Below are 21054 nucleotides of genomic sequence, written 5' to 3' on the forward strand. Positions count from 1 at the left end.
CTCAACCGGACCAAGGACACACGACGTCGGCGGGCAACCACTCCCGATTTTCAGCCCAGAACGGGCCTCCCGCTAGGGAGATCGGAGACTAACCCGCCGGCTCGCGGCCGAACGGCGTGCGCCCGGGGTGGTGAGACCCGGTGTCCCTCGCCCATCCGGCCCGGTCGCCGGCCCGGTCGCCGGTGTCCCTCGCTCATCCGGCCCGGTCGTCGGCCGTCCGGCGGGCGTGTGCGCGGGGCGTCAGTCGGGTTGCTGGGCGGTGACGAGGAAGCCGCAGTCGCCGAAGGCGACCTCGTCGCCTGACTTCACGCGCGCGGGCCCCACCAGGCGCCAGCCGTTGAGCCGGGTGCCGTTGAGCGAGCCGAGGTCGACCAGCATCCACTCGCCGTCGCTCTCCCGCCGCAGCTCGGCGTGCACCCGGGAGACGGTCAGATCGGACAGGACGAGGTCGCACGCGGACCCGCGCCCGACCACGTACCGCAGCCGGTCGTCGTCGGGCAGCGCGAGCCGGGGCAGCCTGGGCCGCCGCCAGGCGGCCTGGAGGCGGGTGGTGAACTCCGAAACGGAGGCGACGGCGTCGGTCAGCCGCTGCCGGAGGGTGGGCCGCCGGGGCAGGTCGGCCACGAGCTCGTCGAGCTCGTGCCTGCTGCGCGCCCGCAGCGCCTGGTCGACCCGGCCCACGAAGGTGTCATGGGAGATGCGGCCCTCGACGGCGCGGTCTCTGAGCTCATCGATCGCACGGTCACGTTCCCCGTCTGAGGCGCGAAAGGGCGGATGAGTGGAGCTCATAGAGCGAGTATCGGCCTGAACCTCGGTCGCTGTCCAGAATACGGGGATCAGTTGCGATAAGCATACTCAGTATGCATAGTCAGTATCCATGTCGATCAGGCACGGACTGCTCGCCCTGCTCAGTGGCGGACCCCGCTACGGCTACCAGCTCAGGGTGGAGTTCGAGGCGTCCACGGGGGGCACGTGGCCGCTCAACATCGGCCAGGTCTACACGACGCTGGCCCGGCTGGAGCGCGACGGGCTGGTCGCCCCGGGTGGCTCCGACGACCAGGGCCGCGCGATCTACACGATCACCGAGCAGGGCCGGCGCGAGCTGGAGCACTGGTACGGCACCCCGGTCGCCCCGACCGACCGCCCCAGGGACGAGCTGACCATCAAGATCGCCATGGCGGTGGCCGGCGGCGTGGACGTCGCCGCCGTCCTCCACACCCAGCGGGAGGCCACCATGCGCGCCCTGCAGGAGCACACGAGGGCCAAGCACAGGGCGGGCGAGGGCCTCGCGCAGCGCCTGGTCCTCGACTCGCTGATCTTCAAGGCCGAGGCGGAGCTGCGCTGGCTCGACCACTGCGAGGCCGTGGCGAAGGGGAGGACCTGACGGCGGTCACTCGGCGCCGGCAGGGGCCGGCGCGGCGGGCGCCTTGAGCCGGTACTTCATGACCATCAGCACCGAGGAGAAGATGATCAGCGCGGGGATCACGGTCTGCCCGATGAGGACGGCGGTCACCGCGCTCTCCGGCTGCTCGACCGGCCGGCTCGGCTCGGACTCGATGAACCCGCCGATCGACAGCACCACGCCGAAGATCAGCGCGCCGAACGCGCTCACCCCGCTCTCGATGGCCGTCCACAGCCCGGTCAGCACGCCGGCCCGCCGCTTGCCGGTCTCCGCCGCGTCGGCCGCGATGACGTCCGCCAGCATCGAGAACTGCAGCAGCTGCACCCCGGCGTAGCCGACGCCGACCAGCAGGATCCACAGGTGCGCCCACACCGAGCCGAACAGCGGCGTGGCGATCGCGGCCGTGGTGCCGCCGCCGAACATCACCGTGGCCAGCACCATCGCGCCGCGCTTGTCGAGGCGCCTGGCCAGCCGCACCCACAGCGGCATGGTCAGCAGGATCGGCCCGACGAGGGCGGCGAAGAGCGTCTGGGTGGCCCCCGAGGAGCCGAGCGTGTACGTCGCGAAGTAGGGCGCGGCGGCCAGCATCATGCTGACGGCCAGCATCTGCGTGCAGGCCAGCACGGTCAGCCAGATGAACGCAGGGTTCCCCTTGATCGCCGCGAACTGCTCGCGCCACCCGCCGCGGTCCGGCTCCGGCGCTCCCGTCATGGGGGCGCGGGCGGTGCCGAGGAAAGAGGCGAGCATGGCGACGAGCAGGATGACCGCGATCGTCAGGCCCATCGTCCGGTAGCTGCTCAGCGTGCCGTGCTCGCCGTCGCCGGTGGCGATGGCCGGCGCCAGCACGCCGCTGATCGCGGTGGCCGCGCCGATGAAGACCATCCGCCACTGCAGCAGCGCCGTGCGCTCGTGGTAGTCGTGCGTCATCTCGCCGGGCATCGCCTTGTACGGCACCTCGAACAGCGCGTACGCGGTCGCCGTGGCCATGAAGCAGGCGCCGACGTACAGCGCGGCGGGCACCCCGGTCAGCGGCGGCCCGGCGAACACCAGGAAGAAGGCGACCGGCAGCGTGCACGCCCCGGCGAGCAGCCAGGGCCGGCGCGGCCCCCAGCGCGAGACGGTCCGGTCAGACCAGCGCCCGACGAGCGGGTTGATGATCAGGTCCCAGATCTTGGGCGCGCTCACCACCACACCGGCCAGCCATGCGGGCACCGCGAGGAAGTTCGTCATGTAGAACAGCAGCAGCAGGCCGGGCACCGCGTTGACGGTCGAGGTGCAGAACGACCCGATCCCATAGCCGAACCGCACGCCTTTCGGGACGGTGGCCGTGCCTGCCCCCGGTGTGATCATGACCTCATTGAAACCGAGCGAGGGCTTGTTGGGGAGGGCCCACTTTCGCGGGCCCTCCGCCGCTCAGTCGTTCACGCTGGCGCAGACCACGTGCGCGCCGATCTCGATCATCCGGCGCTCGCTGCGCGCGTCGGCGACCCTGGCCATCAGGATCGGCGCCCCTGAGGCGGCGAACTGCGGCAGCCGGGCGCGGACGAGGCGGTGCAGGTCGCGTACGACGTCCTCGGCCGCGGACATGTGCACCTTGACGTGCAGCATGATCCCGGGTGCGCCGGACGCCGTGCGCGCCTCGCTGATCCAGACGTGGTGCACGAGCGGGAAGTCCATCAGCAGGTACGCGATGGCCTGCCGCAGCGCGGGCAGGATCGGATGTGTGCACCGCCGGTAGCCGGGGTCCACCTGCTGCATCGGCCCCGACAGGTGCGGCCGCGGCGCGGGCACCCACGGCAGCGCGGGGGCCTCGGGCGACGGGGGAGCCACCTGCGCGAGCGCGGCGCCGCGTGACACGGTGGCCATCGCACCCGTGGCGTAGGCGGCGGGCGCCGCCCCCGACAGCACGGGCGTGGGCCCCGTGCGCGTCGTGGTGAGGAAACGTTGGAGATCGTCGATGGGCACGGCCGCGGCGGCCGGGCCCGCCGCGTCGATGACGATCTCGCGTACTCCGGTGACGCGCTGGATGTCCAGGATGGTGTCGGCGTCGCAGGCCGACAGCGAATGGCTTCCGCGGTGCCGGGCGTAGGTGGCGGCGCTGGTGTAGCCCAGCAGCACCCGGTCACCTACTTGAGTGGTCCCGAGGACCACGGAGCGATCTGGTCGCACTGCCACCAGGACTCCACCGTCGGCAAGAGCGCCCAGCAGGCGGTGCGGAGTGCCATGCTGGGCGAGCACGTCGGCAAGCGCAGGATTCCCGATGCTCATATGACGAACCATAGGTAGTCGGCCACGGCTTATCAGGCTAATGGCGAATAAATCTCCCGATCAAGACAAAGATGGGAGCGGCGTGGATGACTTTCCACTCTGCTGGGTACAGGGCCTCCCGTCTCACATCGTGAGTCCCTCGTGAACGCGTTCACAAGCGCCCGATAGACTCTGTGGGACCGCCGGGGGGATCCGTGGACGTGTCCCTCCCAAGCCCGCCCTGCCTTAAGGATCCACACCAGTGAACAAGCCCGTCGTTCTGGTCGCAGAGGAGCTGTCCGAGGCCGGTCTCGCCGTACTCGGCGCTGATTTCGAGGTCCGCCACACCGACGGCGCCGACCGTTCCCAGCTGCTGCCCGCCCTCGCCGACGTTGACGCGCTCATCGTCCGCTCCGCCACGCAGGTCGACGCCGAGGCCATCGCCGCCGCGCCGAAGCTGCGGGTGGTCGCCCGTGCGGGGGTCGGCCTCGACAACGTCGACGTCGAGGCGGCCACCAAGGCCGGCGTCATGGTCGTCAACGCTCCGACCTCCAACATCACCAGCGCCGCCGAGCAGACCGTCGCGCTCATCCTGGCCAGCGCGCGCAACACGGCCCAGGCCCACGCCGCGCTGAAGAACGGTGAGTGGAAGCGCTCGAAGTACACCGGTGTCGAGCTCGACGAGAAGGTCGTCGGCATCCTCGGCCTCGGCAAGATCGGCCAGCTCGTGGCCCAGCGGCTGGCGCCGTTCGGGGTCGAGCTGATCGCCTACGACCCCTACCTGCCGCCGGCCCGCGCCGCGCAGATGGGCGTCCGGCTGGTCAGCCTCGACGAGGTGCTCAAGCAGGCCGACTTCATCACCGTCCACCTGCCCAAGTCCAAGGAGACGGTCGGGCTCATCGGCGACCGTGAGCTGCACCAGGTCAAGCCCAACGTGCGGATCGTCAACGTCGCGCGCGGTGGCATCGTCGACGAGGGGGCGCTCTACGCCGCGATCAAGGAGGGCCGGGTCGCGGGAGCCGGCCTGGACGTCTTCGCCAAGGAGCCGTGCACCGACAGCCCGCTGTTCGAGCTCGACCAGGTCGTCGTCACGCCCCACCTCGGCGCCTCCACCCACGAGGCCCAGGAGAAGGCCGGCACGCAGGTCGCGCGCAGCGTGAAGCTGGCGCTGGCGGGCGAGTTCGTGCCCGACGCGGTCAACGTCCAGGGCGGCGCCGTGGCCGAGGACGTCAAGCCGGGCCTGCCGCTGGCCGAGAAGCTGGGCCGGGTCTTCACCGCGCTGGCCGGCGAGGTGGCCACCAAGCTCGACGTCGAGGTGCGCGGCGAGATCGCCGCCCAGGACGTGCGGGTGATCGAGCTGGCCGCGCTCAAGGGCGTCTTCGCCGACGTGGTCGAGGAGCAGGTCACCTACGTCAACGCGCCGCTGCTGGCCAAGGACCGCGGCATCACGGTCGAGCTGGTCACCAGCTCCGAGAGCCCCGACTGGCGCAACCTGGTGACCGTGCGCGGCGTGCTGGCCGACGGCCGCACGGTCTCGGTGTCGGGCACGCTGTCCGGGCCGCGCCAGATCACCAAGATCGTCGAGGTCAACGGCTTCGAGATGGAGATCGAGCCGACGGCCCACCTGTGCTTCTACACCTACACCGACCGCCCCGGCGTCGTCGGCGTGGTCGGCCGGCTGCTCGGCGAGCACGGCATCAACATCGCCTCGATGCAGGTGGCCCGCGACGTCAAGGGCGGTAAGGCGCTCATCGCGCTGACCGTCGACTCGGCGATCCCGGCCGAGGTGGTCGAGCAGATCGGCGCCGAGATCGGCGCTGAGAGCGGCCGCTCGGTCGACCTGGAGGACTGACCCTCTGACCTGCGCAGGGCCGTCACCCGTTTCGGGTGGCGGCCCTTTTGCGTCTCAGGATGCGAGATAGTAGGACATCCAAGCACTGTCCTCGGGTACTGTAGCCGTTGATGCGCCAGGTTCTCGTACTCATTACCTGCCGCGGCGGGGCCTGTTAGGGCAGGTCGACGACCCGCCGCGGTGAGCGGCGTATGCGTCGGCCGTCAAGTCCCTTCGTCCGGTCCGTGACCCGGACCACGAGATTCAGGCCCGGTCGGGCTCGCGACCGGAGTCCGGCTTCCCCCCTTCTCAGGAACACGTCCGCGAAGCGAGATGAGCCACATGTACGAGATGTATGCCTACAACCGTGCCGAGGACCAAGAGGACGAGGCGGCCGAGGCCGTCCAGATGGCCCTCGACCGGCGTGACAACGGCGGAGCCCCCCAGAGCAGGTGAGCCCAGAACGGCCCCGCGCTCGTTCGCACGGGGCCGCTCGTCCGGGTGGTGTCAGGTCAGAGGGTCGCGGTCAGCATCGACGGAGCGGGGTCATCGCGCCGTTCCTGCAGTTCGCGCCACTCACGGACGCCCTTGCGGTCGGGCCTGACCGCTCCGACGAACGCCTGCCGGCGCCAGTCGGAGAGCTTCTCCTCCTTCACCACGTCGCCCGAGCGCGGCGCGTGCACCATGTAGCCGGGCTTGGAGATCATGCCCACGTGACCGAGTCCGCTGAAGAAGACCAGGTCACCGGGCTTGAGATGGTTCCAGCTGATTTTCCGGGAGAACGCGTTGTACTGCTCGGCGGCGGTGCGCGGCAGGTGGATCCCCGCCTTCTGGTACGCCCTGAGCATGAGCCCGGAGCAGTCGTACCCGCTGCGGCTGGTGCCGCCCCACACGTACGGGATGCCGCGCTGGTGCATCGCGAACCTGAGGGCGGTCTTCCAGGCCGGCTTGGGCGCGCGCTTCTGCTGGATGCGCTTGACCTCGGGGCCGGTCAGAGTGATCGAGCCGGCCGCGTTCGTGCCGGGATCGGAGTCCGTGTCGCGGCCGGAGTTCGTGCCGGCGTCGGAGTTCGTGCCGGGGTCGGAGTTCGCGTCGGGGTCGGAGTTCGCGTCGGGGGAGTGACGGCTTTCGCCGGGGCCGACGGGCGTCGGCGCGGCGGAGGCCGGAGGGGGGCACACGAGGAGCCCGGCGGCGACACCCGCCAGGGCGATGGCGATGCGAGACAGGGGTCTGTCCTTCCATGCGGCCGGCCGGGTTAGCTGACGGGCTCGGGCCTGGAAGACAGCCCTACGGCGAAGCCGATTCGCCCCTGGGGGAGAGGTGGGTCCCCGGCTCCACGCACCTGCTGCGTGGATTAGGCCTGACGGACTCTAACGAATCGGTCAAAAGGTCGCAATACATACAAAATCGGACGTCCGGAAAATGAGATGATGTGTTCGTCAGTCGAGACGAGCCGGTAAGGTACCGCCCATGGAGTCGCGTAACATCCGCCTGGCTGTCATCCCCGGTGACGGCATCGGCACCGAGGTCGTCGCAGAGGGGCTCAAGGTCCTGGAGGCCGTGGGCACCAAGATCGAGCCCACCCACTACGACCTGGGCGCCGCGCGCTATCACCGCACCGGCGAGACGTTGCCCGACTCGGTGCTCCACGAGCTGCGCGGCTACGACGCCATCCTGCTCGGCGCCGTCGGAGACCCCAGCGTGCCGCCCGGCGTCCTGGAGCGCGACCTGCTGCTGCGGCTGCGGTTCGAGTTCGACCACTACGTCAACCTGCGCCCGGTCAAGCTGTTCCCCGGCGTGCGCACCCCGCTGGCCGACACCCCGCCCGAGAAGATCGACATGATCGTCGTCCGCGAGGGCACCGAGGGCCTCTACGCCGGCACCGGCGGCGCCATGCGGCGCGGCACCCCGCACGAGATCGCCACGCAGGAGTCGCTCAACACCGCACACGGCGTCGAGCGCGTGGTCCGCTACGCCTTCGAGAAAGCTCAGTCGCGCCCGCGCAAGAAGCTCACGCTCGTCCACAAGACGAACGTCCTGACCTTCGCGGGCGACCTGTGGCAGCGCACCGTCAACCGGGTCGCCGCCGACTACCCCGAGATCGCCGTCGACTACTCCCACATCGACGCGGCCTCGATGTTCTTCGTCACCCAGCCCGAGCGCTTCGACGTGGTGGTCACCGACAACCTCTTCGGCGACATCATCACCGACCTCGGAGCCGCCATCGCGGGCGGCATCGGCCTGGCCGCCAGCGGCAACATCAACCCCGACGGCGCCGCGCCCAGCATGTTCGAGCCGGTCCACGGCAGCGCGCCCGACATCGCGGGCCAGGGCAAGGCCGACCCGACCGCGACCATCCTCTCCGTCGCCATGCTCCTCGACCACCTCGGCCTGAGCGCCGAGGCGGCCAGGGTGGAGCAGGCCGTCGCCGACGACATCGCGGCGCGCGTCGCGGGCTCCGCCCCGCGCGGCACGCAGCAGATCGGCGACGACATCACCGCGCGAGTATCCGGCTAGGACCGCCTAGCCCGATCACGAGCGCCCGGCGGCCCTGAGCGGACTGCCGGGCGCTTTTTCGTGTCCCTGTAGGGAGAAATGGGGGCTATATCCCCCGTTGACCCCTTGCCATCCCATATAGCGAGACAATAGGAAGTACGGACTGCCTCCCGGCGCGGCCGCCTCTCGCGGCAGTCGCAGAACCGCAGACAGCGGGCAGCTTCCGGTAGTTTTCGGTAGATCGCAGAGAGAAGGACCGACGTCATGACCATCGCTCAGAAGCTCAGCTTCGACGTGCAGCTATCCGACCATGCTCGCACCGCGGCCGAGCGGGAGCAGGTACTGGCGACCCCCGGGTTCGGGCAGGTCTTCACCGATCACATGATCTCGATCGACTTCACCGAGGGCAAGGGCTGGCACGACGCGCGTCTCGAGGCGTACGGGCCGCTCGTCCTCGACCCGGCCACCGCGGTCTTCCACTACGCCCAGGAGCTCTTCGAGGGGCTCAAGGCGTACCGGCAGGCCAACGGCTCGATCGTGACGTTCCGCCCCTACGCCAACGCCGCCCGCTTCAACCGCTCCGCCCAGCGCATGGCCATGCCGGAGCTGCCCGAGGAGACCTTCGTCGAGTCGCTCGAACTGCTCGTCACCACCGACAAGGAGTACGTGCCTACCACCGAGGGGCACAGCCTCTACCTGCGGCCCTTCATGATCGCCACGCAGGCGGGGCTCGGGGTCAACTACCCGTCGAAGACGTACCGGTACATGGTGATCGCCTCTCCGGCGGCCTCCTACTTCACCGGCGGCATCAAGCCCGTCTCCGTCTGGCTGTCCACCGAGTACACGCGGGCCGCGCCCGGCGGCACCGGGTTCGCCAAGTGCGGCGGCAACTACGCCGCGGCCTTCGTGGCGCAGCGGCAGGCCGTCGAGAACGGCTGCGACCAGGTTGTCTGGCTCGACGCGCACGAGCACCGCTACGTCGAGGAGATGGGCGGGATGAACCTGTTCTTCGTCCTCGGCGGCAAGCTCGTCACCCCCGCGCTCACCGGCACGCTGCTGCCCGGCATCACCCGCGACTCGATCCTGGAGCTGGCCGGCGACCTCGGGCTGGAGACCGAGGAACGGCTGATCAGCGTGGACGAGTGGCAGGCCGGCTGCGAGAGCGGCGAGCTGACCGAGGTGTTCGCGTGCGGCACCGCGGCCGTGGTGACGCCGGTCGGCACGGTCAAGGGCGCCGACCGCTCGTGGACGGTCGGCGACGGCACGCCTGGCCCGGTCACGATGCGGGTGCGCGAGGAACTGGTCGGCATCCAGTACGGCGCCCGCCCCGACACCCACGACTGGGTCCACAAGATCGCCTGACGCCCGCACGCGGGGGCGGAGGGCGCCTCACGCCCACCCCGGGGTGCGCGAAAGCCGCCCCAGCCCGCTCCGGCCCCCGCGTCCGCTCAGGTGTCGAGGTTGGCCAGGTAGGCGGCGTTGCCGCGCTCGCCGGCCACCGCGCCGGGCGGCACCAGCGCCTCGAGCCGCCCTACCGTCTCCTCGTCGAGGGTGACGTCGGCGGCCGCGGCGTTGGCCCGCGCGTTCTCGGCCCGGCGCGTCCCCGGGATGGGCACGGCGCCGCGGTGCACGAGCCAGGCCAGCGCGAGCTGCGCCACCGGCAGCCCCACCTCGCCGGCCAGGCCCGCCACGGCGTCGGCCAGCTCCACGTTGCGATCCAGGTTGCCCTCCTGGAAGCGCGGGTTGCCCCGGCGCCAGTCGCCCTCCTCCAGCGACCCCCTGCCCCTGATCGTGCCGCCGAGCAGGCCGCGCCCGAGCGGGCTGTAGGCCACGAACCCGACGCCCAGCTCGTCGCAGGCCGGGCGCACGTCCTGCTCCGGGTAGCGGTGGAAGAGCGAGTACTCGGTCTGCAGGGCGGTCACCGGGTGGACCGCGCAGGCCCGCCGCAGCGTCGCCGCCGACACCTCCGACAGACCGACGTACCGGATGTCCCCGGCCTGGACCAGCTCGGCCAGCGCGCCCATCGTCTCCTCGATGGGCGTCGTGGGGTCGAGCCTGTGCAGGTAGTAGAGGTCCACCCGGTCCGTACGCAGGCGGTCGAGGCTGGCCTCCAGGGCCCTGCGGACGTACTCGGGCCGGCCCATGCCCGGCACCAGCCTGCCCTGATCATCGGAGTTCCCGCCGAACTTCGTGGCCAGCACCACCTCGTCCCTGTGGCCCCGCAGCACCCGCCCGATCAGGGTCTCGCTGTGCCCGGCGCCGTAGATGTCGGCGGTGTCGACGAACGTGACGCCCGCGTCCAGCGCCGCCAGGAGCGCCTGCGTCGCCTCCGGCTCGCTCACGTCGCCGTACACCCTGGGCGCCAGCGTCATCGCGCCGAACCCCAGGGCCGAGACCGTCGGGCCTTCGCGGCCCAGTGTCACGTATCGCATGGCTGATCCCCCTTCATCCCCGCAGACGAACCTGCCCGGCGCGCCGGGGGCGTACGCGTGTGATGGCCGTTGTCGCCGCTTCCGATAGGGTCTGCGCGATCGATAAAGGTGAGAGTGGGCTCATGAAGAAGCGGTTGATGGCGGTCGTGGCGGCCTTCGCGGCGATCACCGTACTCGGGGTGCTGGCGTTCTCCCAGCCCGGCGCGTCGTCCGACGGGGTGCAGCTGAGCAGGCAGGCGGACGGGTCGATGATCCTTGCCGACCTGGGCAGCGACGCTCCGGTGCTCGACGTGTTCGAGGACTTCGACTGTCCGGTGTGCAAGGACATGCACAGCAAGGTCGACGCGACGATCCAGCGCCTGGCCAAGGAGGGCAAGGTGAAGGTCGTCTTCCACACCGTCACGATCTTCCGGGACGAGCCCATGCGCTCCAACTCCGTCCGCGCCGCCGCGGCCGCGCGCTGCGTACCGGAGGAGAACTGGCTGGCCTTCAGGGATGCCGTGTACGCCATGCAGCCCGCCCCGCACGGCGTGGCCTCGGGCTTCACGGTCGAGGAGTTGTCGGCGGCGGCCAGGAAGGCCGGCGCGTCGGTGGACGAGTGCGTGAAGTCGCAGACGTACGCGGAGGCGCACCTGGCGCAGACGGCCGGGATCTCGCTGGAGGGCACGCCGACCGTGCTGCTCGACGGCCAGATGCTGGGCGGCGAGGTGTTCGACGCCGCCGCGATCGAGCGCCTGATCACCGGAGGCATCGGCGTCCAGGTGTGACCGTCCCCACCGTGCCGTGTCCCAGGGAGTGAGACCGGTGTGCCAGATGGTGAATCCGTGTGGCAGACTGGGCGGCACCATGTTCTACGGTCTGCTCATTATCGGCAGGCGCGCTGGCTGATACCGGGACACCGCCAGCGCGCAGACCTCTCACGTCCGTGAGGGGTCTTTTTGTTTTCCCGGGTTCTCCCGAGAACCGTCCTTCGCAGAGAAGCTTCCGCAGAGAAGAGAGACTCATGGCCGACGACCGCTTCCACGTCTACGACACGACGCTACGCGACGGCGCGCAACAGGAGGGGCTCAACCTCACCGTCGCCGACAAGCTCGCCGTCGCTCGTCACCTGGACGGCCTGGGCGTCGGCTTCATCGAGGGGGGCTGGCCCGGCGCCAACCCCAAGGACACCGAGTTCTTCAGGCTGGCCCGAACAGAGCTCGACCTGAAGCACGCGCAACTCGCCGCGTTCGGCGCGACCCGCCGGGCAGGTGTGCAGGCCGCCGACGACCCCCTGGTGGCCGCCTTGCGCGAATCCGGCGCGCCGGTCGTGACCCTTGTCGCCAAGAGCCACGACCGGCACGTGGAGCTGGCTCTCCGCACGACTCTCCAGGAGAACCTCGCGATGATCCGCGACACGGTCTCCCACCTGCGTGCGGAGGGCCAGCGCGTCTTCCTCGACGCCGAGCACTTCTTCGACGGCTACCGGTCCAACCCGGCGTACGCGCTGGAGGTCGTCAGGACCGCCGCCGAGGCGGGGGCCGACGTCATCGCCCTGTGCGACACCAACGGCGGCATGCTGCCCGACGAGCTGGCCGAGATCGTCCAGGAGGCCGTCCGTACGAGCGCCCGCGTCGGCATCCACTGCCACGACGACACCGGCTGCGCCGTCGCCAACACGCTGGCCGCGGTCAAGGCCGGCGCCACCCACGTGCAGGGCTGCGCCAACGGCTACGGCGAGCGCTCGGGCAACGCCAACCTCTTCACCGTCGTCGCCAACCTCCAGCTCAAGCGCGGCTTCGACCTCGTGCCCGAGCAGTCGCTGGCCGACATGACCCGCATCGCGCACGCGATCACCGAGGTCACCAACGTCACCCCCAACTCCCACGCCCCCTACGTCGGCGCCTCCGCCTTCGCCCACAAGGCCGGCCTGCACGCCAGCGCCATCAAGGTCGACCCCAACCTCTACCAGCACATCGACCCCGCACAGGTCGGCAACGACATGCGCATGCTCGTCTCCGACATGGCCGGCCGCGCCTCCGTCGAGCTCAAGGGCCGCGAGCTGGGCTACGAGCTGACCCCCGAGCACACCAAGACGCTCGTCGAGCGGGTCAAGGACCTCGAGTCGCAGGGCTTCACCTTCGAGGCCGCCGACGCCTCCTTCGAGCTGCTGCTGCGCGACACCGTCGAAGGCGAGCGCAAGCGCCACTTCGAGGTCGAGTCATGGCGGGTCATCGTCGAACGCGCCAAGGGCGGCGAACTGGTCAGCGAGGCCACCGTCAAGCTGCACGCCAAGGGCGAGCGCATCGTCGCCACCGGCGAGGGCAACGGCCCCGTCAACGCCCTCGACAAGGCCGTCCGGCTCGCGCTGGAGCGGCTCTACCCCGAGCTGGCCAAGCTCGCCCTGGTCGACTACAAGGTCCGCATCCTGGAGGGCGCCCACGGCACCGACGCCGTCACCCGGGTGCTCATCACCTCCAGCGACGACACCGCCGACTGGGCCACGGTCGGGGTGGCGGAGAACATCATCGACGCCTCCTGGCAGGCGCTGGAGCAGGCGGTCACGTACGGCCTGCTGCGGGCCGGCCACGACTGCTGACCGAGGCCGGGCCCCTGCGGAAGGGGCCCGGCGCTCAGAGCACCTTGGCCGCGAACGACACCCCGTTCACCTTGACCTTGCCGCCCGAGCACGACACCTTCGGCGAGTCGGTGCCCGGCACGATCACCGTCAGCAGCGACTTCGCGGCCGGTGAGACGACGACGTTGGTCCGCTGCTTCGACAGGTACGCCGGCGACACCCAGCCGAGCTTGCCGCCCCGCTCGACCTTCTGCCCCCCGACCGGGGAGCACGACGAGCCGAGCTGCAGCAGCGTCACCCTGAACTTGCCGTCACCCAGCACCACCTTGCCGCCGCCCTTCGAGATGAGCTTGAGCGAGGGCGCGAAGCGCCAGATGTTGCGCACCTTCTTGCCGCCCGAGGCCGTGTCGTACACCGCCATCAGGTCGTCCCCGTGGTCGACCAGCACCGACCTGGTACGGCTGACCCCGTACGCCTTGTCGGTCAGCCGGAACGCCTGGCGGTCCTTGCCGTACGACGTCTTGGCGAGCCTGCTGGCCGTGCGCGGGCGGAAGCGGGCGCCCACCACCGTCGGGACGTTGTGCGCCTCGGGGGAGAGCGTCCAATAGCGGTAGGAGCTCTTCTCGTAGGAGTGGAAGCCGCCGTCCATGAGGATGTCGCGGCCCTGCGCGTAATAGGTGACGCCCAGGTGGTCCTCGTGGCCGTGGAACTTCATGCCGGGGCCGAACCTGATCGAGTAGTACGCCGACTCAGGGTCGTCCCACTTCGTGCGGCCGAAGACGTACCCGGCCCTGTAGGTCTTGACCTCCTGCTTCGGCGTGCCCGTCTCCATCTTGGGCTCGGTCTCCGCGCTGCCGTCGCCGAGCGGGGCCATGTAGCCGTTGGGCATCGTGGCGTGGGCGATGAAGTCCTTCAGCGCCTCGGTCCGCCGGGAGATCTCGCCCGGCACCTTGCGCTTGCACGCCTTCATGTTCGTCATCGCGACCTGGAGGCGGCCGTAGACGTAGACGGCGTAGCGCGGCGCCTGCTCCATCAGCGCGCCCTGCGCGTCCACGTCGAGCTTCACGGTGCCGGTCAGGCGCTTGGCGGCCAGGTCGGCCCAGTCCTTGCGGCCGAAGCGGCAGCCGATGCCCATGAGCGCGATGTCCTGGTCGATGCCGTGGTTGTGGCCCTTCTTGTACAGCCGCGGGTTCGCCAGCAGCTTGGCGTGCACGGCCAGGCTGTCCTTGAGCCACTTCGCGTTCACGTGCCTGCTCAGGCAGAGCAGCGGCTGGGTGCGCAGCGAGACCGGGTGGTCCTTCCACACGTACGAGGGGGTGCCGCTGGCGCCGTACTTGTTGCCCGCCACCCAGTCCTCGGCGATCTCGACGGCGCGGTCGAGGTAACGCTGCTCGCCGGTGTTCTCGTACTGGACGACGAGGGTGCCCATCCAGCGCAGCGACTGGAAGACGTACTCCCAAGAGCGGTTGCGGTACGGGCTCGCCGTCCACCTGATCTTCTTGCCCAGCTTGTACGCCGGCAGGCCGACCAGCGAGATCTCGCCCTTCATGACGTCCTCGGCGGTCGGCGTGGCGGGCAGCCAGTCGCCCTGGCACTCGGCCGTCCGAGTCACCTTGTCCCTCACCGTGTCCCTCACCGTGTCCTGCACCGTGTCCTGCACCGTCTCGGCGGCTTGAGCAGGGCCTGCAGAGGCTCCTGATGCGAGCGTGAGGGCAAGGGGTATCGCGAGCCGGCGCACGCCAGTTCCTTCCGGGACAAAACGATGAGGGCGGGACATGCTTTCGAACCGACGATCATAGGGTCAAGCCGAATGCCCCATTTGTTAGCCGCCCGATGCTCCACCGGCATCGCCCGGCACGGCATGCTGGTGCATGTGAAACTCGACGACCTGGTGATACCCGATACGCCCGCCTGCCGGGGCGCGCTCGAAGTGGCCACCCGCTACCACTCGCCCTCCCTGCTCAACCACTCCATCCGGGCCTACCTGTGGGCGGCGGCGTACGCGCAGGACAACGGCATCGCCTTCGACGCGGAGCTGCTGTACGTGGCCGCCATGCTGCACGACATCGGCCTGGTCGCCGAGTACGACAGCCACACCGTCCCGTACGAGGAGGCCGGCGGCCACGTGGCCTGGGCGTTCTGCGCGGGGGCCGGCTGGTCGCCCGAGCGGCGCGACCGGGCCGCCGAGGTGATCGTCCGGCACATGTGGGACGAGGTGCCCGTGGACGAGGACCCCGAGGGACACCTGCTCGAACTGTCCACCGGCATGGACATCTCGGGCCGCGATACCTCCGCGATCCCCGCCCTCGTGCGGCAGGAGGTGCTGGAGCGCCATCCGCGGCTGGAGATCGCCAAGGAGTTCAGCGTCTGCATCGCCGACCAGGGCGCCCGCAAACCGTCCAGCTTCGCGGCCCGCTTCCTCCGCAACGGCATCGTCGACCGCATCATCCACAACCCGTTGGACGGCTGACGCGCGAGCCCCGCGCCCCCCGGCGCGGGGCTCGCGCGGAAGTGTCTGCGCTAGGCCTTGGGACCGGCGCTCTCGGCCACCTCGAAGGTCCACACCTCGGAGCCGGTCGCGGCCGGGCCGCCGTGCCCGTGACCGTGGCCCTGTCCCTGGGCCTGTGCCTGTGCCTGGGCGGACGCCTGGGCGGCGGGGCCGGTGGGGCGTTCGCCGGCGGCCTGGGCGTGGCCGCGCTGGAACGCCTCGCCCTGCTGCCACTTCTGGAAGTCCTCCTCGCTGCGCCAGCGGGTGTAGACCAGGTAGCGCTCGGTCCCGTCCACCGGACGCAGCAGCTCGAACCACTCGAACCCCTCGGCCGCCTCCACCATCCCGGCGCGGCCGGCGAAGCGGCGTTCGAGCTCTTCGCGCATCTCGGCCGGCACGGTCAGCACGTTGATCTTCACGACGGACATCGCAGGACCCCTCTCGTCAGCGCACGTCACGGTGTGGCGCGGGTGAGGGCTCCAGGCTAACGCGGGCCACCGCCGGAACCCGATCTCGGTCCAGCGCGTCGCGCATGTGCGGCAGCGCCACGGCCGACAGGTGCCGGCTCAGCTCGGCGATCGGCACCGACTCGTCGGCGACGACCCGCAGGCGTACCTCGGGCCTGGTGGGCGGGCCCACCAGGTTCGCGTCGGCGCTCAGCACGGCGGGGCTGGACGCCACGTCCGCCGCCACCGCCTGCGCCATCCCTCCCGCCGAGATCTCGGTGACGCCGCTGGGGCCGTCCTCGATGCGCAGCGTACGGTGGGTCTGCCTGCGGCCCTGCACGAGCAGCCAGCGCACCGCCAGCACCGCCACGACCAGCGACGCCAGCGCGGCCAGCCACCACAGCGCCGGGCCGCCACGGGCGAAGAACCCCGTCACGTAGCCGTCGACGATCGGCGTCCGCGCCGGAGCCAAGTCCTGCGGGAACACGCCCAGCCCACGGGCCAGCGCCGCGCCGCCGAGCAGCGTCAGCACCAGCCCCACCAGCCCGAGGCCGAGCCGGTTGCCGCGCCGGGTCCGCGCGTTCATCTTCGCCCCCTGACCGCGACCCGGTAGGGATGAACCAGGTCGTACCCGGCGAGCCTGCTCAGCACGGCGCCGCGCACGTCCTGATCGACGTCACCGCCGTACGTGGTGGGCGTGACCGCGAACGTCTGCCCGCGCAGTCTCCCCCGCGCCGACCGCACCCCTGGCACCTGCTCCGCCGCATGCGCCAGGGCCCGGGCCACGCTCCTGGGCCGCAGCCCGATGATCAGATCAGGGTCACCGCTGCGCACCGGCACCATGCGTGGCCGCCCCGGCACCAGCGCCGACAACAGCAGCGCGACGCCGATCAACGTCACCACCGCCGCACCGAGCAGAACCAGCGGATCCGACCATGAGGTGGTGGACGCCCAGGCAAGCATCCTGTCGTACGGAATCCACCGCAACGGCCTCCCGACCAGCCCAGAGACGATCTCCAGCAGCAGGAGCAGACTGCCCACCGCCAGCAGGGCGGCCACCACGACGGCGGGAACCCTGCGGGCCGGCCGAAACGCCCGCACCGCCGCCCTATCAGCGGCCTTCGACGCAGGCGCCTCGGCCCCCGCCCGATGCGCGCCCGCCGGCACGGCGCTGGGGCCCCCATCACCAACGGGCCCCTGCTCGCTGGGCCGTCCGGAATTGTGGCCCTTTCCGGGTGGGTCGGGTGGGATGGCGCAGATTTCCGGGTCCGAGCCGCTCATGGCAGGTCACCGCCCAGGTCGGTCATCGTGATGTCGAGGCGGGCGACGTTCAGGCCGGTCTGGGCGGCGACGCGGCGGGTCACGTGCTCCCTGAGCCGGGCCGCCACCGCGTGCAGCGGCGCCGGGTAGGCGACGCTGACCGAGAGCCGCAGCGTGGTCTGCCCCTTGTGGACCTCTCCGCCGGACGGGCGCGCCCACGGCAGCGTACGGAGCTGCACGTCACGCACCCCGGGCACCTCCCTGGCCGCCATGCACGCGATCTTGGTGACCACCCGGTCGGAGATCTCCGTGCGCCCGCGCAGCTCGGGAGCCGGCGGGGGAGCGGGACGCTGCGCGGGAACGGTGGACAGTACGGTCATTTCCGCTTCACCGTCGGACCCGACAGGTTGATCTCGCCGGTCTCGATGATCCGGCCGACCAGGAACCCGATCGCGCCGAGCACCAGGACGAGCAGGAACGCGCCCAGCCCCCCGAACGCCCCCGCGAACCCGAGCGCGATGCCGACCGCCATGCCGACGAGCGGCGTCAACTGACTGTTGTTCATGTTCCCTCCACGACGATGTCGTCCACCCGCACGTGCACGGGACGGTCACCGGCCAGGTCCGCGACGGCCCGCCGCACCTCGTCGGCGGTCTCGGGCAGCGGCCTGTCCAGCGTGGCGACGATGGCGACCTCGACCGCCCGCTCCCGCACCGACACGCCGACGAGCCGCTCGCCCGGCAGATACGTCGCCACCGTCCCGAACGACCCCCCGGACAACCGGACCACCCCGTCACAGGCACGAACCCGCTCCGCTAGGTCCCGCGCGACCTCCTTCTCATCGGCCTCGCGCGCCGCTCCCGCAGCCGCAGAGCCAGATGGGGAGGAGAGGTCCGTCCCGCCACCCCCCGCCGTCCCCACAGCACCGGCCGCGCCCGCCGGACCGGACGCGGAGCCGGCCGCCTCCGCCGGGTCCGGTGCCGAGCCGGGTGGGGACGGGATCATCGGACGCGGGGTTCCTGGTCCGCGTCGCTGCCGCGGTCCTGTGAGCGGCCGGTGTCTCTGCCTCGGTCCTGGTCGGGGAGGTGGACGTCGTCCACCCTGATGTTCACCTCCGTCACCTCGAGGCCGCACATCCGCTCGACGGCCCCGATCACGTTCTTGCGGACGGCCGCCGCCAGCTCAGGGATCGCGGTTCCGTACTCGGCGACCAGATCGAGGTCGACGGCCGCCTGGCGCTCGCCCACCTCGACCGACACGCCCTGGGAGACGTTCGGGTCCCCGCCGACGATCCCCCGTACGCTGCCGAACGCCCGTGCCGCGCCCGCGCCCATGGCGTGCACGCCCGACACCTCCCGGGCGGCGAGCCCGGCGATCTTGGCGACGACCCCGTCGTCGATGCTCGTGGTGCCCTTCTCCGTGACCAGCGAGGTCGCACCGCCCGGCACGCTCTCCTGCGTCCTGGCCCGCGGAACCGTCGCCGCGCCGCCGGCCGTACCCGGCCGGCCGGACATCGTGTCAGACACGATCCGTCACCCCCAAAAAAGGTGTTATCTCTCATACAGCGACATAACCCCCCCTGTATGACCGAAGCCTGATAAGACGGACTTGGGGCTTATAAATGGACAGTTCGTGACCCGTCGTGGGCAGGCCGATCCCGAGGTGGGCGGACCCCGCCGGCGGCGGCGATAGCCTTGACGGGTGCGTATAGCGAGGTTCTCCACAGGCGAAGGCGTCTCGTTCGGCGTGGTCGAGGGCGGTCCCGGCGAGGAGTTCGTCTCCGCGATCTCCGGTCACCCGTTCGGTCAGGTGCAGTTCACCGGCGAGCGGTTCCCGCTGTCCCAGGTGAAACTGCTGGCCCCGATGCTGCCGAGCAAGGTGGTCGCCATCGGCAGAAACTACGCCGAGCACGCGGCCGAGCTGGGCAACGAGGTGCCGGAAGAGCCGCTCATCTTCATCAAGCCGTCCACCACGGTCATCGGCCACGGCGAGAACATCGCCTACCCCACGTCGCTGTCCGACCGCGTCGACTACGAAGGCGAGCTGGCCGTCGTCATCGGCCGCCTCTGCCGCGAGGTCCCGGTCGAGCGGGTCAAGGACGTCATCTTCGGCTACACCTGCGCCAACGACGTCACCGCCCGCGACCTGCAGAAGAAGGACGTGCAGTTCACCCGGGCCAAGGGGTTCGACACGTTCTGCCCGCTCGGGCCGTGGATCCAGACCGATCTCGACGCGAGCGACCTGGCGCTGACCACCACGGTCAACGGCGAGATCCGGCAGAGCGGCCGCACAAGCCAGCTCATCAACGACATCCCGGCGCTGGTCGCCTACGTCAGCGCGGTCATGACGCTGATCCCCGGCGACGTCATCCTGACCGGCACCCCGGCGGGCGTCGGCCCCCTCGAGATCGGTGACGAGGTCAGCGTCGGCATCGAAGGCATCGGCACACTCACGAACAAGGTGGTCTCCCGTGACTGAAGTACGGGTGCGGTTCGCCCCGTCCCCAACCGGCATGTTTCACGTGGGCGGCGCCCGCACCGCGCTGTTCAACTGGGCGCTGGCCGTGCAGTCGGGCGGCCGTTTCGTGCTGCGCATCGAGGACACCGACGCGTCGAGGAACCGCCCCGAGTGGACCGAGGGCATCATCTCCGCCCTCGACTGGATCGGCATCAACGGCACCAACCCCGTCTTCGAAGGCCCCTACTTCCAGTCGGCCTACGAGCCGCAGCACCGCGAGGCGGTGGCCAAGCTGCTGGCCGACGGCCGGGCCTACTACTGCGACTGCACCCGCGAGACGCTGGTCGCCCGCACCGGCTCCGAGCACCGCGGCTACGACGGCTTCTGCCGCGAGCGCGGCCTGACGCAGGGCGCCGTCCGCTTCCGCACGCCCGACGAGGGCGTCACGGTGGTGGCCGACCGCATCCGCGGCAACGTCGAGTTCCCCAACGAGGCGCAGGAAGACTTCGTCATCGCCCGCACCGACGGCTCGCCCCTCTACGTGCTGGCCAACGCGGTCGACGACATCACCCAGAACATCACCCACGTCGTACGCGGCGAGGAGCACCTCGGCAACGCCGCCAAGCAGATGCTGCTCTGGCCCGCCCTGGGCGCCAACCCGCCGGTCTGGGCCCACCTGCCGGTCATCGTCAACGAGCAGCGGAAAAAGCTGTCCAAGCGCCGCGACAAGGTCGCCCTGGAGAGCTACCGCGACGAGGGCTACCTCGCCGAGGCGATGGTCAACTACCTCATGCTGCTCGGCTGGGGCCCCGGCGAAGACCGCGAGATCATGCCGTGGTCGGAGATGGTCCCGCTGTTCCGGCTGGAGGACGTCAACTCCGCCAGCGCGTTCTTCGACGAGAAGAAGCTGCGCGCGTTCAACGGCGAGTACATCCGGGCGCTGCCGCTGGAGACGTTCGAGGAGCGCTGCGCCCCCTACCTCGACCCGTCGTGGGACCGCGAGCTGTTCAGCAAGGTCGCCGGGCTGGCCCAGACCCGCATCGCGGTGCTGTCGGAGATCCGGCAGAACGTCGACTTCCTCTTCCTCGACGAGCCCGTCTTCGACCAGGCGTCGTGGGACAAGGCGATGAAGAACTCCCCTGAGGAGATCCTCACCGGCTACCTCGACCGTCTTGAGAGCGTGAGCTGGGACCCCGAGTCGCTCAAGCAGGCGCTCGAAGAGGTCGGCACGGCCCACGGGCTCAAGCTGGGCAAGGCGCAGGCCCCGGTCCGGGTGGCCGTCACCGGCCGTACGGTCGGGCTTCCGCTGTTCGAATCGATCGAGGTGCTGGGCCGCGAGCGCACGCAGGAGCGCCTGCGCGCCGCCCTGGCCCGCCTGCGCGGCTAGGAGCCATTCCGCCATCTGGGCCGTCGCTGTAAGGCGAAGGCCCAGGTGGCG

At 70.6% G+C, this 21054-nt stretch carries 22 protein-coding genes and 1 riboswitch; of the genes, 9 read left to right on the forward strand and 13 right to left on the reverse strand.

The window, feature by feature from the left end; translation table 11 throughout:
* Positions 1 to 240: 240 nt before the first annotated feature.
* Complete coding sequence (locus ABZW11_RS37660; RefSeq protein ID WP_355428290.1) at positions 241 to 789, reverse strand: DUF1707 and FHA domain-containing protein; 549 nt, start codon at positions 787 to 789, stop codon at positions 241 to 243.
* A gap of 88 nt (positions 790 to 877) precedes the next feature.
* Between ABZW11_RS37660 and ABZW11_RS37665 the strand changes: the two genes are divergently transcribed.
* Positions 878 to 1384, forward strand: coding sequence for a PadR family transcriptional regulator (locus ABZW11_RS37665; protein ID WP_355428292.1), 507 nt, complete (start codon positions 878 to 880; stop codon positions 1382 to 1384).
* A gap of 6 nt (positions 1385 to 1390) precedes the next feature.
* On the opposite strand, the gene ABZW11_RS37670 is transcribed toward ABZW11_RS37665, so the two are convergent.
* The gene (locus ABZW11_RS37670) at positions 1391 to 2752 is read right to left on the reverse strand and encodes an MFS transporter (protein WP_355428295.1); all 1362 of its coding nucleotides are present in this window, start codon (positions 2750 to 2752) and stop codon (positions 1391 to 1393) included.
* 63 nt (positions 2753 to 2815) lie between these two features.
* Positions 2816 to 3577, reverse strand: coding sequence for a hypothetical protein (locus tag ABZW11_RS37675; RefSeq protein WP_355428297.1), 762 nt, complete (start codon positions 3575 to 3577; stop codon positions 2816 to 2818).
* Between the two features lie 334 nt (positions 3578 to 3911).
* Here ABZW11_RS37675 and serA point away from each other — a divergent pair, with 334 nt between their 5' ends.
* The gene (serA, locus tag ABZW11_RS37680) at positions 3912 to 5501 is read left to right on the forward strand and encodes a phosphoglycerate dehydrogenase (protein WP_355428300.1); all 1590 of its coding nucleotides are present in this window, start codon (positions 3912 to 3914) and stop codon (positions 5499 to 5501) included.
* Between the two features lie 491 nt (positions 5502 to 5992).
* Here serA and ABZW11_RS37685 read toward each other — a convergent pair whose 3' ends face one another.
* Positions 5993 to 6658 (reverse strand): C40 family peptidase, encoded by a 666-nt coding sequence (locus ABZW11_RS37685; RefSeq protein ID WP_355428302.1) that lies wholly within the window; start codon positions 6656 to 6658, stop codon positions 5993 to 5995.
* A gap of 51 nt (positions 6659 to 6709) precedes the next feature.
* Positions 6710 to 6851, reverse strand: a riboswitch (cyclic di-AMP (ydaO/yuaA leader).
* A gap of 99 nt (positions 6852 to 6950) precedes the next feature.
* Here ABZW11_RS37685 and ABZW11_RS37690 point away from each other — a divergent pair.
* Together ABZW11_RS37690 and ABZW11_RS37695 are read left to right on the forward strand one after the other, a co-directional pair.
* Positions 6951 to 7997: a 3-isopropylmalate dehydrogenase gene (locus tag ABZW11_RS37690; RefSeq protein WP_355428305.1), complete on the forward strand. Its 1047-nt coding sequence runs from the start codon at positions 6951 to 6953 to the stop codon at positions 7995 to 7997.
* A 243-nt stretch (positions 7998 to 8240) separates the two neighbouring features.
* Entirely contained in the window at positions 8241 to 9338 is a 1098-nt protein-coding gene (locus ABZW11_RS37695) for a branched-chain amino acid aminotransferase (RefSeq protein WP_355428308.1), read from the forward strand.
* Between the two features lie 86 nt (positions 9339 to 9424).
* Here the strand turns inward: ABZW11_RS37695 and ABZW11_RS37700 are convergent, their stop codons facing one another.
* Positions 9425 to 10408 carry an aldo/keto reductase gene (locus tag ABZW11_RS37700; RefSeq protein WP_355428309.1) on the reverse strand — a complete coding sequence of 328 codons (984 nt, stop codon included), beginning with the start codon at positions 10406 to 10408 and terminating at the stop codon, positions 9425 to 9427.
* Positions 10409 to 10530: 122 nt separating this feature from the next.
* On the opposite strand from ABZW11_RS37700, the gene ABZW11_RS37705 reads away from it, so the two are divergent.
* On the forward strand, positions 10531 to 11175 hold the full coding sequence (locus ABZW11_RS37705) for a thioredoxin domain-containing protein (protein ID WP_355428312.1): 645 nt from the start codon (positions 10531 to 10533) through the stop codon (positions 11173 to 11175).
* A gap of 236 nt (positions 11176 to 11411) precedes the next feature.
* Complete coding sequence (gene cimA / locus ABZW11_RS37710) at positions 11412 to 12986, forward strand: citramalate synthase (RefSeq protein ID WP_355428315.1); 1575 nt, start codon at positions 11412 to 11414, stop codon at positions 12984 to 12986.
* A gap of 34 nt (positions 12987 to 13020) precedes the next feature.
* Here the strand turns inward: cimA and ABZW11_RS37715 are convergent, their stop codons facing one another.
* Positions 13021 to 14577: a heparinase II/III family protein gene (locus tag ABZW11_RS37715; protein WP_355428318.1), complete on the reverse strand. Its 1557-nt coding sequence runs from the start codon at positions 14575 to 14577 to the stop codon at positions 13021 to 13023.
* Between the two features lie 198 nt (positions 14578 to 14775).
* On the opposite strand from ABZW11_RS37715, the gene ABZW11_RS37720 reads away from it, so the two are divergent.
* The gene (locus ABZW11_RS37720; RefSeq protein ID WP_355428321.1) at positions 14776 to 15435 is read left to right on the forward strand and encodes an HD domain-containing protein; all 660 of its coding nucleotides are present in this window, start codon (positions 14776 to 14778) and stop codon (positions 15433 to 15435) included.
* Between the two features lie 50 nt (positions 15436 to 15485).
* Here the strand turns inward: ABZW11_RS37720 and ABZW11_RS37725 are convergent, their stop codons facing one another.
* The 7 genes from ABZW11_RS37725 to ABZW11_RS37755 all read right to left on the reverse strand — a co-directional run bounded on the left by ABZW11_RS37725 (position 15486) and on the right by ABZW11_RS37755 (position 18685).
* Entirely contained in the window at positions 15486 to 15881 is a 396-nt protein-coding gene (locus ABZW11_RS37725; protein WP_355428324.1) for an antibiotic biosynthesis monooxygenase, read from the reverse strand.
* A gap of 16 nt (positions 15882 to 15897) precedes the next feature.
* A complete protein-coding gene (locus tag ABZW11_RS37730; RefSeq protein WP_355428326.1) occupies positions 15898 to 16485 on the reverse strand; it encodes a hypothetical protein in 588 nt (195 codons plus the stop codon).
* Positions 16482 to 17000, reverse strand: a complete 519-nt coding sequence (locus ABZW11_RS37735; protein WP_355428329.1) for a DUF6286 domain-containing protein — start codon at positions 16998 to 17000, stop codon at positions 16482 to 16484. The genes ABZW11_RS37730 and ABZW11_RS37735 overlap by 4 nt, the downstream gene beginning before the upstream one ends.
* 176 nt (positions 17001 to 17176) lie before the next feature.
* Complete coding sequence (locus ABZW11_RS37740; protein WP_355428332.1) at positions 17177 to 17539, reverse strand: Asp23/Gls24 family envelope stress response protein; 363 nt, start codon at positions 17537 to 17539, stop codon at positions 17177 to 17179.
* Positions 17536 to 17724, reverse strand: a complete 189-nt coding sequence (locus ABZW11_RS37745) for a hypothetical protein (protein ID WP_355428430.1) — start codon at positions 17722 to 17724, stop codon at positions 17536 to 17538. The genes ABZW11_RS37740 and ABZW11_RS37745 overlap by 4 nt, the downstream gene beginning before the upstream one ends.
* A complete protein-coding gene (locus tag ABZW11_RS37750) occupies positions 17721 to 17948 on the reverse strand; it encodes a hypothetical protein (RefSeq protein ID WP_355428334.1) in 228 nt (75 codons plus the stop codon). The genes ABZW11_RS37745 and ABZW11_RS37750 overlap by 4 nt, the downstream gene beginning before the upstream one ends.
* A gap of 212 nt (positions 17949 to 18160) precedes the next feature.
* Positions 18161 to 18685, reverse strand: a complete 525-nt coding sequence (locus ABZW11_RS37755; RefSeq protein ID WP_355428336.1) for an Asp23/Gls24 family envelope stress response protein — start codon at positions 18683 to 18685, stop codon at positions 18161 to 18163.
* Between the two features lie 175 nt (positions 18686 to 18860).
* Here ABZW11_RS37755 and ABZW11_RS37760 point away from each other — a divergent pair, with 175 nt between their 5' ends.
* On the forward strand, positions 18861 to 19637 hold the full coding sequence (locus tag ABZW11_RS37760) for a fumarylacetoacetate hydrolase family protein (RefSeq protein WP_355428339.1): 777 nt from the start codon (positions 18861 to 18863) through the stop codon (positions 19635 to 19637).
* On the forward strand, positions 19630 to 21003 hold the full coding sequence (gltX, locus tag ABZW11_RS37765) for a glutamate--tRNA ligase (protein ID WP_355428342.1): 1374 nt from the start codon (positions 19630 to 19632) through the stop codon (positions 21001 to 21003). Before ABZW11_RS37760 ends, gltX begins: the two co-directional genes overlap by 8 nt.
* The last annotated feature ends 51 nt before the right edge of the window (positions 21004 to 21054 follow it).

The organism is Nonomuraea sp. NPDC004580, assembly GCF_040609855.1.
Lineage (GTDB): Bacteria > Actinomycetota > Actinomycetes > Streptosporangiales > Streptosporangiaceae > Nonomuraea > Nonomuraea salmonea.

What these genes read in the sequence shown, in the direction of transcription:
- ABZW11_RS37705 (WP_355428312.1), top strand. Translation starts at nt 10,531, where the DNA reads ATGAAGAAGCGGTTGATGGCGGTCGTGGCGGCCTTCGCGGCGATCACC.
- ABZW11_RS37665 (WP_355428292.1), top strand. Translation starts at nt 878, where the DNA reads ATGTCGATCAGGCACGGACTGCTCGCCCTGCTCAGTGGCGGACCCCGC.
- ABZW11_RS37700 (WP_355428309.1), bottom strand. Translation starts at nt 10,408, where the DNA reads ATGCGATACGTGACACTGGGCCGCGAAGGCCCGACGGTCTCGGCCCTG.
- ABZW11_RS37725 (WP_355428324.1), bottom strand. Translation starts at nt 15,881, where the DNA reads ATGTCCGTCGTGAAGATCAACGTGCTGACCGTGCCGGCCGAGATGCGC.
- ABZW11_RS37730 (WP_355428326.1), bottom strand. Translation starts at nt 16,485, where the DNA reads ATGAACGCGCGGACCCGGCGCGGCAACCGGCTCGGCCTCGGGCTGGTG.
- ABZW11_RS37740 (WP_355428332.1), bottom strand. Translation starts at nt 17,539, where the DNA reads ATGACCGTACTGTCCACCGTTCCCGCGCAGCGTCCCGCTCCCCCGCCG.
- ABZW11_RS37690 (WP_355428305.1), top strand. Translation starts at nt 6,951, where the DNA reads ATGGAGTCGCGTAACATCCGCCTGGCTGTCATCCCCGGTGACGGCATC.
- ABZW11_RS37720 (WP_355428321.1), top strand. Translation starts at nt 14,776, where the DNA reads ATGCCCCATTTGTTAGCCGCCCGATGCTCCACCGGCATCGCCCGGCAC.
- ABZW11_RS37695 (WP_355428308.1), top strand. Translation starts at nt 8,241, where the DNA reads ATGACCATCGCTCAGAAGCTCAGCTTCGACGTGCAGCTATCCGACCAT.
- ABZW11_RS37670 (WP_355428295.1), bottom strand. Translation starts at nt 2,752, where the DNA reads ATGATCACACCGGGGGCAGGCACGGCCACCGTCCCGAAAGGCGTGCGG.
- ABZW11_RS37660 (WP_355428290.1), bottom strand. Translation starts at nt 789, where the DNA reads ATGAGCTCCACTCATCCGCCCTTTCGCGCCTCAGACGGGGAACGTGAC.
- cimA (WP_355428315.1), top strand. Translation starts at nt 11,412, where the DNA reads ATGGCCGACGACCGCTTCCACGTCTACGACACGACGCTACGCGACGGC.
- ABZW11_RS37745 (WP_355428430.1), bottom strand. Translation starts at nt 17,724, where the DNA reads ATGAACAACAGTCAGTTGACGCCGCTCGTCGGCATGGCGGTCGGCATC.